General features: G+C 40.0%; 14 protein-coding genes. 4 read left to right on the top strand and 10 right to left on the bottom strand.

Translation table 11 applies throughout. The features are described 5' to 3' along the window. Positions 1-25 precede the first annotated feature (25 nt). Positions 26-457 carry a peptidylprolyl isomerase gene (locus Q0W25_RS01600; protein ID WP_298518077.1) on the bottom strand — a complete coding sequence of 144 codons (432 nt, stop codon included), beginning with the start codon at positions 455-457 and terminating at the stop codon, positions 26-28. Between the two features lie 448 nt (positions 458-905). Between Q0W25_RS01600 and Q0W25_RS01595 the strand changes: the two genes are divergently transcribed. Together Q0W25_RS01595 and Q0W25_RS01590 are read left to right on the top strand one after the other, a co-directional pair. After that, the gene (locus tag Q0W25_RS01595) at positions 906-2066 is read left to right on the top strand and encodes an acetylornithine transaminase (RefSeq protein WP_298518074.1); all 1161 of its coding nucleotides are present in this window, start codon (positions 906-908) and stop codon (positions 2064-2066) included. 20 nt (positions 2067-2086) lie between these two features. Next, complete coding sequence (locus Q0W25_RS01590) at positions 2087-2788, top strand: hypothetical protein (RefSeq protein ID WP_298518071.1); 702 nt, start codon at positions 2087-2089, stop codon at positions 2786-2788. Here the strand turns inward: Q0W25_RS01590 and Q0W25_RS01585 are convergent. Beyond that, positions 2785-3186 carry an NUDIX domain-containing protein gene (locus Q0W25_RS01585; protein ID WP_298518068.1) on the bottom strand — a complete coding sequence of 134 codons (402 nt, stop codon included), beginning with the start codon at positions 3184-3186 and terminating at the stop codon, positions 2785-2787. The genes Q0W25_RS01590 and Q0W25_RS01585 overlap by 4 nt on opposite strands. Before the next feature lie 120 nt (positions 3187-3306). Between Q0W25_RS01585 and lysA the strand changes: the two genes are divergently transcribed. After that, positions 3307-4590, top strand: coding sequence for a diaminopimelate decarboxylase (lysA, locus tag Q0W25_RS01580; protein ID WP_298518065.1), 1284 nt, complete (start codon positions 3307-3309; stop codon positions 4588-4590). A gap of 10 nt (positions 4591-4600) precedes the next feature. Continuing rightward, a complete protein-coding gene (gene dapF / locus Q0W25_RS01575; protein ID WP_297828017.1) occupies positions 4601-5461 on the top strand; it encodes a diaminopimelate epimerase in 861 nt (286 codons plus the stop codon). On the opposite strand, the gene Q0W25_RS01570 is transcribed toward dapF, so the two are convergent. The 8 genes from Q0W25_RS01570 to polC form a co-directional block, all read right to left on the bottom strand. After that, the gene (locus Q0W25_RS01570) at positions 5456-5623 is read right to left on the bottom strand and encodes a hypothetical protein (protein ID WP_298518062.1); all 168 of its coding nucleotides are present in this window, start codon (positions 5621-5623) and stop codon (positions 5456-5458) included. The genes dapF and Q0W25_RS01570 overlap by 6 nt on opposite strands. A 12-nt stretch (positions 5624-5635) precedes the next feature. Next, positions 5636-6220, bottom strand: a complete 585-nt coding sequence (locus Q0W25_RS01565) for a HemK2/MTQ2 family protein methyltransferase (protein WP_298518059.1) — start codon at positions 6218-6220, stop codon at positions 5636-5638. A 5-nt stretch (positions 6221-6225) separates the two neighbouring features. Continuing rightward, positions 6226-7098, bottom strand: a complete 873-nt coding sequence (gene rsmA, locus Q0W25_RS01560; protein ID WP_298518056.1) for a 16S rRNA (adenine(1518)-N(6)/adenine(1519)-N(6))-dimethyltransferase RsmA — start codon at positions 7096-7098, stop codon at positions 6226-6228. Between the two features lie 9 nt (positions 7099-7107). Next, positions 7108-7749 carry a DUF655 domain-containing protein gene (locus tag Q0W25_RS01555; protein ID WP_297828024.1) on the bottom strand — a complete coding sequence of 214 codons (642 nt, stop codon included), beginning with the start codon at positions 7747-7749 and terminating at the stop codon, positions 7108-7110. Between the two features lie 154 nt (positions 7750-7903). Continuing rightward, a complete protein-coding gene (locus tag Q0W25_RS01550) occupies positions 7904-8251 on the bottom strand; it encodes an RNA polymerase Rpb4 family protein (RefSeq protein ID WP_298518053.1) in 348 nt (115 codons plus the stop codon). A gap of 5 nt (positions 8252-8256) precedes the next feature. Next, positions 8257-8547 (bottom strand): 50S ribosomal protein L21e, encoded by a 291-nt coding sequence (locus Q0W25_RS01545; protein WP_297828027.1) that lies wholly within the window; start codon positions 8545-8547, stop codon positions 8257-8259. Positions 8548-8811: 264 nt separating this feature from the next. Then, positions 8812-11130, bottom strand: coding sequence for an anaerobic ribonucleoside-triphosphate reductase (gene nrdD / locus Q0W25_RS01540; RefSeq protein WP_298518049.1), 2319 nt, complete (start codon positions 11128-11130; stop codon positions 8812-8814). Between the two features lie 219 nt (positions 11131-11349). Further along, a partial coding sequence (gene polC / locus Q0W25_RS01535; RefSeq protein WP_298518046.1) for a DNA polymerase II large subunit occupies positions 11350-14650 on the bottom strand: 3301 nt, incomplete at its 5' end.

Below are 14650 nucleotides of genomic sequence, written 5' to 3'. Positions count from 1 at the left end.
AAAAGAAAAAGTTGAAAGATAATGTTTATCTTTCTTCTACGGTCACTTTGTTCATGACGTCGCCTTGCTGGATTGCGTTAACAACGTCCTGACCTTTAATTACTTGTCCGAATACTGTGTGAACACCGTCTAAGTGTGGTTGCGGACAGTGTGTAATGAAGAACTGGCTTCCTCCAGTGTCTTTTCCGGCGTGTGCCATGGATAATGCTCCGGTTCCGTGCTTGTGAGGGTTTCCTTCGGTTTCACATTTGATTGTGTATCCAGGTCCTCCGGTACCGTTTCCTTTTGGGCATCCGCCTTGAATCACGAAGTTTGGAATAACTCTGTGGAAGGTCAATCCGTCGTAAAAGCCTTCATTGATAAGTTTTTCAAAGTTAGCGACAGTTCCTGGAGCTTCATTCGGGAAAAGCTCCAATTCAATATTTCCTTTGTCAGTTTCGATTATAGCGACTTTCATTTTATCACCTAATACTATTAGTTATACAATCATTGATTAAATATTTAACTGAAAAAAGGAATTTTGGTTATAAGGTGGAATTAAGTTAAGATTTTAAAAATCTTAACTGTATGAATTTTTTGCATATGGATGAAGGACAATACCTTCTATCGTGTTTTAAAAAGGGAGTAAGTATGATATGAAATCTTTGAGTTCATCATACTCACTTCTTACTTTATTCAAGGCCATATAAATAGTTTTTCGAGTGCAAGTGCTTACTTGCATCTTAAATAGTTAAATAAAGGATTTTAAAGTGTTATTTCGGATAACTAAATCCGAATTCGAAGTCTTTTCCCTATTTTTTGCAGGCGCAGCATTCAAAACCGGATTGTCAATTATTCATTGCAAGTATTTATTATTGATGAAGTTCAATATAGGTTATGATTAAACAAATTAGGGAGGATAAAATATGAATACTCAAGAACTTATTAAGATTGAAGATGACTATTTCATAAACACCTTCACAAGACAGCCAATCGTATTGGACCATGGTGAAGGCGTCAAAGTCACAGACATTGACGGAAAAGAGTACATTGATATGTTTGCCGGAATTGCAGTAAACGCTTTGGGTCACAACCATCCTAAGCTTGTAAAGGCAATTCAAGACCAGGCAGAAAAGCTCATTCACATTTCAAGCATTTACTATAACGAACCAGCATTGATTTACGCTAAAAAATTAATCGATTTAACCAGTTTCGACAGAATATTTTATTCAAACAGCGGAGCTGAGGCAAACGAAGGTGCAATCAAGCTTGCAGTCAAATACACTGGCAAAAGCGAAATCATATCAACCGTAGATTCATTCCACGGAAGAACAATAATGACCCTTGCTGCAACAGGTCACGAGGAATACCACGAACCTTTCAAGGCAGTAATGCCTAAAGGTTTCATCAACGTTCCATACAATGACATAGAAGCAATCAAGGATGCCATTACAGAAAATACTGCAGCAATCATCGTTGAGCCTATCCAAGGTGAAGGCGGAGTCAACGTCCCTGATGCAGATTACCTAAAACAGATTGAGGAAATCTGCCATGAAAAGGACATCGTATTCATTGTAGACGAAGTGCAGACAGGTTTCGGAAGATGCGGAACACTCTTTGCCCATGAGCTATTCGGCGTAAAGCCTGACATAATGACAATGGCTAAAGGTATCGGAGGAGGAGTCCCAATGGGCGGAATCCTTGCAACCGAAAAGGTAGCCAGCGCTTTCGTACCAGGTGATCACGGAACCACATTCGGCGGAGGACCTCTTGTTTGTGCAGCTGCAAATGCAGTACTCGACGCATTCGAAGAGGAAAACATCTTAGATAACGTCAATGAGGTCGGCGAATACTTCCTAAGTGAACTCAAAAAATTAGATAAAGAGATTATAGCTGATGTAAGAGGCAAAGGATTGATGGTCGGTTTGGAACTAACCAAGCCTGGAGCTGAATACGTCGACAAATTAAGAGAAGCAGGATTCTTAATCAACTGCACTTCAGGAAACGTATTGAGATTCGTTCCACCATTGACAATTACCAAAGAAGACATTGACGCGTTTGTAAAAGCGCTTGATGAAATATTATAATCCTTAAAGGAGGTGTAGCCATGGCAAGGCAAGTAGACTACGAATGCATGAACTGCGGCTATGAACTATCATCAATCGACGAGATATTCTGGATTGATGACGGGCTGGATATCCACATCGAGCCGTTGCTGATGACAACATCAGCAATCAGTTCAGAAGCTCCGGTAAAAGGTTATTTTACAAGATATTACTGCTATGACTGCCGAAAGTTCATATCAAAATTCGTAATATTCAAAAACTCAAACGAAATATCCGATGAAAACATCATTACGCTGATTGAGCAGTATGACGATTCAGCGAAAATCATCCAATTCGATGACGTGTTCCAGAAATGCCTTGAATGCGGAAGCGATTTGGCTTCAAAGGCGGATTATTCATTCGTTTTGGATGAAAATGATGAGTTCCACATCGGAGAAAGCGTCATTGATTTTCCAGAAAGCGAAAGCAACAAGTTTGCAGGTGAATATCATGGATTTTTCTGTTCACAATGCAAAAAGCAGATTAACAAGTTTGTCATAACACAGAACAATGCTAACTTTACCGATGATGAAATCAAAGCGGTTTTAAAAGAGCATACAAACGATTTGACAATCTTCATTCGCCGTGACTATGACTTATGCCCTGTCTGCGGTGAGGAAATCTATTACCTGCATGAAAATTCAACATGCCCAAGCTGCATGGAAGAGAGATTGACCATCACAAACATCACAATGATGGATTAAATCTCCCAATTTCTTTTTTTCAATACCTTTTCAAGGGAGCTTGAAAGCTCCAATTCTTTCAATTTTTCAGGAGTTACCCACATCCAGTCAACATGCTCGTCGCTTATTTTGAAATCTCCTGTAACGTCATCAAGATACATCACAAGCTGAACGGTCCTCTTGTGCATATAATCATTTTGAACGGCCTCTGCAAAGTCTCCGGCTTCACAGTCCAGATTTGTCTCTTCCTTTATTTCGCGGACAAGTCCGTCAGTGAAATGCTCACCTGCTTCAAGCTTGCCCCCAGGCAATTCCCACATGCATGGGTCAGTCTTGCTTTTCGGGTGTCTTTTTAAAACCAAAATTTCGCCGTTCTCGTTTTTGACAATCCCTCTCATAGTAAGTCCATATCCTTTCATGGTTAATATTTTGGTCTCAATCCTATTAATCTAATCGGAAAAATTCTTTCCTTCACTAATTATAAATAGATTGAAATAGATAACTAAATACATAATGTAACTTTTTTAGGAGTTTTAATTATGGATTTAAATATTAAAGTAAACGATAAAAACCACTTGGACATAGGTGGAGCCGATGCAATCGACATTGCTGAGGAATTCGGAACCCCAACCTATGTAATCGATGAAGCAAGGATTAGAGACAACTACAACAGATTCTATTCCGCCTTTTCAAAATATTACCCTGACTTTAAAGTGTTTTACGCATGCAAAGCAAATACCAACCTCGCTGTAATGAAAATCCTGGAAAGCGAAGGCTGCTGCATTGATGCCGTATCCCCTGGAGAAGTCCACATCTCAAAAATGCTCGGATTTTCAGGAGACAGAATACTCTTTACCGGTAACAACATTACCAATGACGAATTGAAATACGTCCACGATGAAGGCGCTGTTTTAAACATAGATTCAGTCTCAGCGCTTAAAAGATTATCAAAAGTGGTGGATCCTGAAGGATTGAAAATATCATTCAGGGTAAACCCTATGGTAGGTGCCGGACACCACGACCACTGTATCACCGGTGGTGTAATGTCAAAATTCGGTATTATGGATAACGAAGCAGTTGAAGTGTATGAAATGGCAAAAGAATTAGGATTCAATCCTGTAGGTATGCACTCACATATCGGATCTGGAATCCTTGACCCTGAACCTTTCAAACTGGCAATCGAGTCCACAATGGACATTGCAGGAAAAGTCCATCAGGAAGCAGGAATCGACTTCGAGTTCGTCGACTTCGGAGGGGGTGTAGGAATTCCATACACACCTGAAGAAAACATAGTCGACCTCGACAAGTTCGCTGAAGTCAACGTAGGACTCTTCAAGGAAAAAATAGAGGAATACGGCATGGACAACCCAACAATGTATCTCGAACCTGGAAGATACCTTGTAGGAGATGCAAGTGTACTTCTTGTAACAGTAAACAGCGTAAAGCAAAGCTACAGAAAATTCATCGGAGTGGACGCAGGTTTCCACACACTCCTAAGGCCTGCAATGTATGACTCATACCACCACATCGTAGTCGCAAACAAGATGGACGCTCCAATGACCCAGGAAGTGGACATTGCAGGAAACGTCTGCGAATCCGGAGACCTTTTTGCACGTGACAGGCCTATGCCTGATGTTGAAGAGGGTGACGTATTGGGCATACTCAACGCAGGAGCATACGGATTTACAATGTCTTCAAACTACAACTCAAGACCATTGACCTCAGAAGTTCTCGTAACCGACGGCAAATGCAATCTTGTCCGTGAAAGAGAAACATTTGAAGACCTTTACGCAAAACAAAGAGTTCCTCCACATTTAAAATAAGTTGATTATTATGGTTAATTTAAAAGGATTAAAATTTTCAAAAATGCACGGAATAGGCAATGACTTTCCAATAATCGATGAAAGCAAAGGGGAAGTCATTCCTGAAGCGGACAAACCTGAAGCATGCAGAATGTTATGCCACAGGAACTTCGGCGTCGGCGGTGACGGAGTTCTTTTCGTCGAACCTTCCGAAGTTGCAGATATAGGATACAGAATGTTCAATCCTGACGGAAGCGAAGCTGAAATGTGCGGAAACGGCATAAGATGCTTCGGAGATTTCGTATACAGAAAAGGCATCCTGAAACAGGAAAAAATGACTGTAGAAACAAGGGCAGGTATCAAGACAATCGAAATAACCTTAGAAGACGATGAGCCGGTATTGTTCAAGGTGGACATGGGCTTATCAACATTTAAAACTCCTGAAATCCCAATGACATCCGAAAAGGAAGAATTTTTGGATGGCGAACTCGATGTGCTTGACACTAAATTCAACCTGACAGCAATCAGCGTCGGAAACCCTCACGCAATCATCTTCGTGGATGATGTGGATGCCGTGGACATCAACAAGTACGGCCCTGCAATCGAAGCCCATGAGGTTTTCCCTGAAAAGATCAACGTACACTTCGTTGAAGTCATATCAAAAAACGAAGGAAAAATGATTACATGGGAAAGAGGCGCAGGCGTCACTTTGGCATGCGGTACCGGAGCCACCTCAACAGCTATTTCCGGTTTCAAGCTAGGCCTCTTTGATGCGGATGTATTGCTCCACCTGCCTGGCGGAGACTTAAAATTCAATGTTTATGAAAATGAGGATTCCCTTGGAGCCTTCATGGAAGGCCCTGCGGTACTTGTTTTTGATGGAGAATTATAATTCTCCTTTTCTTTTTCTTACTATTCCCAAAGCGATATCGACCACACCTAGAATAATTATCAGAATTATCCAGATGTTGAATTCGCCTCTAGCTATCGCAAACATTATTGCCAAAATTATTAGGATTGCTCCAATTAGAGTTGATTTCAACCATTCTTCCATTTTATCACCTTGTCATATTTTATAAGCGTTAATTAATGTTATGTCTTCAAAAAAGAAGTGTTCTGATGCTGCAATTTCAGCTATAAAACCTAAACTGTCCAGTTTTTCAAGGGTTTCTTCATTGCCCGAAAGCGAAGACTGTATGAGCTGGACAATTCCTCCATCATTTAAATGATTTCCCACTTCATTTAAGAATAAGTCAATAACTTTTCTTCCATTTAATCCACCGTCGAATGCATAATTTATAGTGTTGTCCAAAACTTCATCTTCTTCGGTCGGTAGATATGGAGTATTAAATAAAATTACATCAAACTTTCTATTTTTCACAGGCTCAAAGAGGTTTCCAAACAGTATCTCAATGCCCTCTATTCCGTTAGCCCTGAAGTTTTCCTCGGCCAGCCTGCAAGCATCGAAGTTGATGTCTGTAACAGTCACACTGTCGGTGAGCCTTGAGGCATACATCGCAACTATTCCTGAACCGGTTCCGATTTCAAGAACGCTCTGGCCCTCATTTATCTGAAGATTGTCTGCAAGAAGATAGCTGTCTTCAGCGGGAATGTAAACGTTCTCGTCAGTGTTGATAATGAAGTTTGCCATGGTATCTACTCTTTAAAAATAGGGTTCAGTTCCCTTGAGACATAAAGTATCTCTTCAGGGGTCAGGGTTATCACTCTTCTTTTGAGATATTCGTTGAGCCTTTCGTCCTCGATTTCATTGAGTCTCATCTTGAGGACCTTCTTGTCAATGTTGCTTATGATGTGCCTTGAATCAATAAGGGCGTTTTTGATTTTCTTGTTTCTGTGCTGAAAAAGGGCCTTTGTAAAATTAGAATAAGTCTTGAAGTCAATGTCTTCGATCTGGTTGTCCTTTGGAGTCAGTTTAACCACTGTTGAGTCGACCTTTGGCTTTGGTATGAAGCTTTCGGCGCTGACATGGGTCAGTGTCTCAACTTCGCACTTGAAATACAGCATTGCGGAAAGCCGGGAATAGTTCTTGCTTCCGACCTCGCCGTTCATGCGGTCGGCAAACTCCTTTTGATACATAAGGATGGCCAAATCAAAATCATAGTCTAAAAATTTAAAAGTAATTGGTGATGAGATTTGATAAGGTAGGTTTGAGACGATCTTATTGAATTTCGGAAAATTGATGCTTAATGCGTCCTCATTAATCAACTCTACATTATCTATTTTCTCTTTTTTAAGTCGCTCAGCTAATATTCTACAGATGTTTTCGTCCTGCTCGATGGCTATCACTTTTTTAGCCTTTCGGGCAAGTTCAATTGTTAGTGTACCGATTCCAGTCCCGATTTCCAAAACAACATCATCCTTGTCAATGTCGCCGTAGCCGATAATCTGATCTCTCTTGTTTCTGTCAATCAAATAATTCTGACCAAGATTCCTGTTTAACGTTATCCCGTATTGATTTAAGATGTTTTTGGTTACTTTGGATAAGGATTGGGAGGTATCACTAGTCAATTTATCACTTTATCTTGGGTTTCTTTTAGGTTTCCTTTGTGACCTTGGAGGCTGGGTGAAAATGTTGTACTTGCTTTTTCCTCTTCTTGGAGCGGAAGTGTCAAGTTCCAGAAGGATTCTTTTCACAATCATTCCCGCAGGGTCTGCAATTGTTGGAAGCCTTTCGGAAATGTCCTCAAAGCTTTCAAAAGGTTTTTCTTCCCTAGCTTTAATAATTTCCCACATGTATTTTTTACCGATTCCAGGAATCAGTTCCAGTGTGTGAAGCCTTGTGCTTACTGAATCGGTTGTATTGAAGAATTCAACGAACCTGTCTTCCTGTTCTTCAACGATGTCGCGAACAGCGTACTCAAGTTCGATTCTGCTTGTTGCAGTTAAATTTTCAAAATCTAATTTTCCAAGGACCCTATATATCTTGTCTCTTTTTCCTTTTCCGATATATACGGTGTCCTGTATTTCTAAATCCACTCCATTTTTAGGAGCTAATTCTAGTAAAGTGAATTGTTCTGTACCAATAGCTTGAGCGATAGGTTTTCCACCGAATTTGGACATGTCCGCTTTGACATATCCGCGACTTAGGTAGTCAAGTACAACAGCGTATTCTTCTTTTTTCACTGTTGGAGCCTTTTCTTTTTTATTCTTGTTATCCATGTTATCACTTCACTATTGTTTTTAGTCTTTTAATATAGACAAAATATAAACTTATTAATAAATTTTATTTTTAAGTGTTATAAACATATCTAAAAAAAGTCGATAGATATGACTGAAAGTATTAAAAGTATAAAAAAAGGAATGGTTTTTAGAACTATTCGACAATGTCGTACTGTTCTAAAATTTCTAAAATTTGTTCCATCTCTTCCTTGTTTGGCTGATAAGCTTCTTTAGCGAAAATTAATCTTAAATCAGCTAAATCTTTAGGAACTAAATCTACTATGTGAACTGCCACTTTGGCTTTTAGGTTAGGGAAAGCTTCATGAAGCTTTTCGAGAATCTCTTTGCTGTCTTCAACGGAATATCTTTTGAATCTTGCAAGGTGGTTGATTGTAAGATTCTGTTCATAGTTCAATTCGTTGTTTTCAGAGTATTCTTCAATGATTTCCTTAACTTCAGCACCTGAAACAGGTTCACTTTCAATTATTTTTTTTCCAATCATAGAAATCAGTTTTGTAATTTTAAGTGGTCTGGTCTAACGATTAAGTCTTTTTGTTTGTTTCCGTCTTTTAATGTTACGATGTAAGCTTTTCCTTTTTGACCAATTACTTTACCAGTTTTACCGTGGAACCTAGGAGCAGGTTGTCCTTTTTGGATACTTGGGTTGATTGTAATGTGAACTAAGTCTCCTTCTTCGAATTTTTGGAGTCTGTTTGTAATTGGGTTGGTTCTTCCTGGTCTTTGTACTTTAGTCAATTTTTTTCTTGATCTACTTTTTAATCCTCTTGATCTTTGCATTTAAATAACCTCTTAATCAGTAGTCTGGGTATAAATCTATGTTATCAGCTACCTAGTATTAAAAAAGCCCATAAATACTAGTAACATAGAATGTAAATATAAAAGATTATCATCAGTGATATGATAATATTATAATTTTAGTTTAATGGTATTAATATACTTTTAGTTTTTTAGTGATTTTGGAAAATTTTCTCACTTTTGAAAATTTATATTGGTGCGGTTTTGTAGTATATAAAAAAAATAAGGTGGGTGAAGATAACTGGTTTAGTTATCTTCGAATCTTCTTCTGTCAATTAATTCTTGACGTTTACCTGGGTTCCATCCACCGGAAGCGGATTTTGCACGTCCTACTTGTTGTACGTATCCGGTAATTCTGTCGTACCATTCAACGTCTTCTTTTTCTCCGCAAGTAGGGCAGGTATTGTTTAAACCTTTCATTAAGGTTTTGCATTTAAGACAGAAACTTAATGCTGAACTGTAAGCCCAGAATCCGATATCAGATTTTTTAGCAATCTTGTTGGTTAAGCTCATTAATGAATCTGGGTCTGAGTAGGATTCTCCCATGAATGCATGGAAGATGTGTCCACCAGGGGTTAAGCCATGGTATTGCTCTTCGATTTTGATTTTTTCGATTAATGATGCTTGTGTATTTACTGGCACGTGAGATGAATTTGTGTAGTAGTTTGCATTTCCTTCACCTTGAACAATAGCCTGATCACCAAATTGTTTTTTGTCGAGTGTTGCGAATCTGTATGCTGTAGATTCTGCAGGGGTTTGGATAACAGACCATCTGAGTCCAGTTTCATCTTTTAATTGTTTGGTTCTGTCGTTGATGTATTCAAGACATTTGACACCAAATTTATTTGCATCCTTGTTTTCAATACCTTCGCCGAATAAGGATAATAACATTTCGTTAAGTCCAACAAAACCAAAGGATAATGTTGAATTTTCGATTCTGTAGTATGATTCTCCGTTTACTTCTTGTTTCAAGAATGGTAAAATGTGGAAATCGTTTAAACATTTTAATCCTTGTTCTCTTCTGAGCATTAAGGTTTCAACAGCCAAATCCATGTATTCGTCTAAGTATTCGAATACTTGGGATTCGTCTTTGGATTGGTATCCGATTCTTGGGAAGTTTAATGTTACGTAAGCAAGGTTACCGGTTCTTAAACAGTCTTGATCCCAGTCACCAGTCCAGGTGTCTTGTAAACAGGTTCTGCATCCCATGTAGTTTGCCATTTTTCCTCTGTATTTAGGGAACATGTTTACGAAGTAGGATGAACCGTATTTTGCGGATAATTCATGAACTAAACGAAGGTCATCTTCGTATTCGCTTGTCATGGTTTCCTTACGTAATGTGTAAATAGTATTTGGGAATAAATGAGGTTTACCTTCATTGTCTCCTTCAAGGAGGGTTTCGGTAAATGCTCTTTGGATTAATCTGGTTTCTTCTTCGTAGTCTGCGTAGGTTCCGACCACTTGACCTTTTGGTCCGTATGCGGTTTCATCTTTCAGGAAGTCAGGAACACCGAATTCCAATGCCATACTTGTGAATGGCACTTGGGAACCTCTTGCTGCGTAAGCCATGTTCAAATTGTAGATGAGCATTTGTACAGCTTGTTTGATTTCGGCATAGCTTCTGCCTCTTGCAAATGGTGCAACGAAGACGTTCCAGAGGGACATTGATTGTCCACCGGACATGTTTTGCTGTGCTGCAAGCATGATTTCACCAGTGTGGTTCATTAAAGTTTCCATGTGGTTTGGTGCACCTGCAATGGAGGTGTGGTCACCGGTACCGTCCACTTTAAGTCCGTATCTGATGAAGGTTCTTATATCATGTTGAAGACAGTTTAAAGGTCTTCCTGCGAAGAATTCCAAATCGTGAATGTGAATGTCACCGGCCATGTGAGCGTCAGCCAAGTGTGCTGGAAGCATTTTTAGGAGTGCGTATTGTTTTAAAGCTTCGTCTGCTACATGTTTGTGAATACTTTCCGGGTTGTGGATCATGTTTGCGTTATCCCTGTTACCGTTTTCAATTAAAGAGGTAATGTTGTATACAGGAATACCTAAACGGGTGTAACGGCTTCTTAAGTCTTCAAGTCCGTATTCAATCAATTTTGTGTTGACCATTTCCCTGATCATTGGAGCGGTCAAGTATTCAACATTTAATTTTTTGAGTTCTTTCCAGGTTTCGGTAGCAATTTCAAAAGCTGTTTCTTGGCTAGCACCGGTTTCTTCAATCAATGTGTTAGCGATTTTTGATAAATCGAATGCTTCGATAGTGTCTCTTGAAGTACGTACTCTTAATTGGGTACTTGCTAAGTATTTGTTTGCGATTTCACTATCGATGTCTTCTAAACATTCATAAACGATTTTTTTGATTTCTTTGGTTGTAATTCCATCATATAATTGTGAAACTACAGTTGCTACAATTTTATCAGATTCAAAGAAAGGTGTTTCGACCATTACTAAGGATTTGAGTAATTTTTCGTAACTGAATCTTTCCTTGATTCCGTTATTCTTTTCTACGTTTATTTTAACGGATTCATTTAATTTATTTCCGATTTCTGAACTTCTTTCCATATATATTATCCACCTTATTTTTTTAGACAATTATTATATTAGTCCTAATTGTATAATTAATGTTCGTATTTATACGAACTTCTTGATTATTATTTTATTCGAAGTAGTATATAAATTGTTCGTCTTAACACGAACAATATTTCCCTACTCTGAAATTTGATATGTATTTTATATTTAATATTGAATGCCCGAGAGCATATGAAAAATAATTGAAATTCTTTAGAAGAAAATATCTAAAGAACTTTGTTTTGATTTGTCACTTTCAAACAGGGACTTGATTCCGAATTCCTGAATTTCAAGACGCTGTTTAAGGTAATGTGAAACAGGATATCTGTTTACAAGTTCCTGTGAAATTTCAAGGTATTTTGTAACTGAACCTTTTGAAACAGAAAGGATCAGGTTTCCTCCGCACTTTCCGCATTTTCCGGTAAGCGGCATTCTCCTGTACTTTGAACCGCATTTTGTGCATCTTACCTTCTGCTTGGAAAACGCCCTTGAGTTACCCATGATGTCCGGCAGGAAGTGTGAGGACAATACCCTTTCGACAACTCCCCTCTGGTCCACTGCACGGATTGTCTCGGCCAGTGCGATTTGGGCTTCAACCTTTTCCCTCATTGACGGCAGCCTTTTATACAGGCAGACGGTAGGTCCTGCGTGAATGCTTGAGGTGTGGTGTGAAAACATCAGTCCCTCATACTGTTCCGGTGTTCCCAGATGCATTCCCACATTGTCGATGTATTCCAATACTTCGGCAGGCTTTAACGGGCTGTAGGTCTTTTCATAGAATTCGACAGGGAACCTTTCGAAAATGTCCAGGTTGTGTGATTCGTCGTCGATTTCCTCAGGGTCAATCCTTGAAGATAAAACCAGAGGTGCATCCATACTTCCTCCCCTTGTGTTCGGAAGATATGTTTTTGAAAAGTTGATTAAAGCATCCAGAAGAAGCATTATCGCATCTTCGTCACTGTCACAGTTTCTACGTTTTGCAGAATGGAAGTAAGGGTGTGCATAACATCCCAATGCCTTAGTAAAACCGACGATTCTTCCTAAAACTCCTGCGGATGTGTGCGGCGCAAGGCCTGCAACCAGATGTCCGATAAGGTCGCTTTTCTCCTTGACGTTATAGAATGGCTCCATTCCGTAGTATCTTGTAAGCTCGTCGTCGATGAACTGAGCTGTCCTGAGGAGGTATTCTCCACAGTTGTCTGAAATTACAATGTCCTGAACCCTGAGCTCTATGATTTGGTCCTCATTTTCTATAGGGTTTCCATAGCAGTCCTTTTCATATCCCATTTCAAGCAGCTTTTCGACGCTTACTCCAATTTCCTTTGGAATGAAATGTGTCAGCGGCAAATCGGTTGAGTCGTGACGTATTGTTCCATCCTTGAAAGTGAACACTTCGTTTTTGGCTCTGAGTATTCCCTTTTCAAGAGGTTCAGGCAACTTAGCCTCTGAAATCATACCGACTACACCTTTCACTTCATCGACCCTTCTGACCTTGACATTGTCTGATGCCTTCTTGAGCATGCTTGCAAGCTCAATTGTCTTTGAAGAAGGAGCGGTTTTTTCAGTTGGATGTCCACATTTAGGACAGATTGAATTGAATGAGCTGATTCCGCATTGAGGATTTGTACATTTTCTTCTTGATAAATCTACCTTGATTTTTCCTCTTTTTGCCGCGGTAGCTATGAGCCTTCTTGATCCCCCATAGTTTCCAATTGGGAACAGTCCATGAGGTGCAGGCTTCATGAGTCTTTCCTTTGACTTTTCAGGCCTTCCCACACGGGTACCGATATAGGCCGGAGCCTTATCGATGATTTTGACCGGTGAGACCTCATTCAATGCTTCCAGTGTGGTTTTTCTTTCAGGAAGCCTTTTGGCCAATGTCACTAAAAGCGCGTAGGAATGATCCTTGTCTATAATGATTTTCCCGTCACGTACAATGTGGGGAACTCCGATAATTTCCAGTGTCCTTTTCGGATAGGACATGTCCAGCTGGATTCCTTCATCCTGCTTGTAGCTTGATTTGCATTTGTTTATCAAATCAATCAATGAGTTCAGATCCTGAATGGTCACGTCATTGTAGCAGTAAGTGTATTTCGGATGAAGCGGAATGTCGTATTCCTTGGATAATGTGAATGCCTCAATGGCTGAGAGGTATTCATATTCGAGCTTATGCAAGTCCAGGTCGTTGTTTTCCGCATCGAATTTATCGCTTCTTTGAAGCAACTGAATCCACCATTCCTCAACCCATCCTGAAGGATACAGCGGCTGGTTGTTTCTTAAAAATTCTCCGAACGCAACAAGCATGTCTCCCAAAAAGAGGATTTCAACAACATCCTTTTTAAGCGCACGGGCCTGGCTCACGCTGTCGATTATTACAACGTCTCCATTTTTAAGCTTGACTGTAGGTCCTTCAATGGAATCAACAGGCACTACACAGTTACCTTTTCCCGGATATTCGATTTTAAGCTGTGTTCCGACAGCCAAAAAGTCAAGAAGCGCCATTGTCGCAGGATGGACTCCCATGGTAGCGAGGCCTGTGTTTCTTGACCTTCCATACCTCAATCTGAAGCCGCCTTTTTCGGAAGGATATCCAAGGATAGGCCTTCCTCCGATGATATCCTGAATGTATTTAGGTTCGCTTACGATATCTGAGTCGCCTCCATCGTCGCTTGATGAATCATCAGTTTTTGGCTTTGAATATTCAGTGAGCCATTCCCAGTCAAGGCCAAGCTTTTTGGAAATCTTGTGGATCTTTTTGGATTTCTGGATTACCCCTTCAACCATCGCTAGAAGAGCTCCTCCACGGATATTGTTTGTTTCGACACGTTCCAAATCCCTGTGGGACACTTCAACCTGGTCGGTCTGTTCTCCTGTAACTTCAACGGGAATGTGATTTGCGGCAAATCTCACTTCTTCTGGTGTTGGTGAGTACTGCAGGTTTGTGACTTCGGATTCGTAGAGCTCGACTTCCTCCACATACCTTTCGATTTCATCATCAATCGGCTGGAACGCGTCGATGCCTATTGCTTGTCTGATTTTGTCTCCTAAAAGAACGGCCAAAGCAGCGGCGGTACCTCCCGCACTTCTGATAGGTCCTGCGAAATACACTCCGATGTATTCTGTACCGTCAAAGTTCTTCTTGATTTTTACCGCAGAAATTCCTTCAAGCGGTGCTGCCACTACCCCTTCTGTAAGGATAGCCAGCGCTGTTCTTAAGGCCTGGTCACACTTTTGCTCTCTGTCATAGTCGGCCTTTTCGCCTTTGAGTTCAAACTTGCCTGATGCGATTTCTGCAGCTATCTCAAATGCTACTTCTTCCCTTGAGATATCTACTTCCAATTCCTTGATACGCTTTGCCACACCTTCCGGGCCAACTAGCCCTTCCACTCTTTCGGCCAAGTCCTTTGCAAGAGGTACTTCTGTAGTTGTTTCAACATCCAAACCTTTTGACCTAGCTTCATTAGCTATTTCGTATAGGTGATGGGTTTCAGCTTCTAATCTGTCAAAATAATCC

Source organism: uncultured Methanobrevibacter sp., from assembly GCF_947166415.1.
In the GTDB taxonomy this organism is placed as follows: domain Archaea; phylum Methanobacteriota; class Methanobacteria; order Methanobacteriales; family Methanobacteriaceae; genus Methanocatella.
This window is presented reverse-complemented; position numbering and strand designations above follow the sequence as displayed.

Excerpts from the sequence above, each read along its gene's own strand:
- Q0W25_RS01600 (WP_298518077.1), bottom strand. The coding sequence starts at position 457 with ATGAAAGTCGCTATAATCGAAACTGACAAAGGAAATATTGAATTGGAG.
- Q0W25_RS01595 (WP_298518074.1), top strand. The coding sequence starts at position 906 with ATGAATACTCAAGAACTTATTAAGATTGAAGATGACTATTTCATAAAC.
- Q0W25_RS01590 (WP_298518071.1), top strand. The coding sequence starts at position 2,087 with ATGGCAAGGCAAGTAGACTACGAATGCATGAACTGCGGCTATGAACTA.
- Q0W25_RS01585 (WP_298518068.1), bottom strand. The coding sequence starts at position 3,186 with ATGAAAGGATATGGACTTACTATGAGAGGGATTGTCAAAAACGAGAAC.
- lysA (WP_298518065.1), top strand. The coding sequence starts at position 3,307 with ATGGATTTAAATATTAAAGTAAACGATAAAAACCACTTGGACATAGGT.
- dapF (WP_297828017.1), top strand. The coding sequence starts at position 4,601 with ATGGTTAATTTAAAAGGATTAAAATTTTCAAAAATGCACGGAATAGGC.
- Q0W25_RS01570 (WP_298518062.1), bottom strand. The coding sequence starts at position 5,623 with ATGGAAGAATGGTTGAAATCAACTCTAATTGGAGCAATCCTAATAATT.
- Q0W25_RS01565 (WP_298518059.1), bottom strand. The coding sequence starts at position 6,220 with ATGGCAAACTTCATTATCAACACTGACGAGAACGTTTACATTCCCGCT.
- Q0W25_RS01555 (WP_297828024.1), bottom strand. The coding sequence starts at position 7,749 with ATGGATAACAAGAATAAAAAAGAAAAGGCTCCAACAGTGAAAAAAGAA.
- Q0W25_RS01550 (WP_298518053.1), bottom strand. The coding sequence starts at position 8,251 with ATGATTGGAAAAAAAATAATTGAAAGTGAACCTGTTTCAGGTGCTGAA.
- Q0W25_RS01545 (WP_297828027.1), bottom strand. The coding sequence starts at position 8,547 with ATGCAAAGATCAAGAGGATTAAAAAGTAGATCAAGAAAAAAATTGACT.
- nrdD (WP_298518049.1), bottom strand. The coding sequence starts at position 11,130 with ATGGAAAGAAGTTCAGAAATCGGAAATAAATTAAATGAATCCGTTAAA.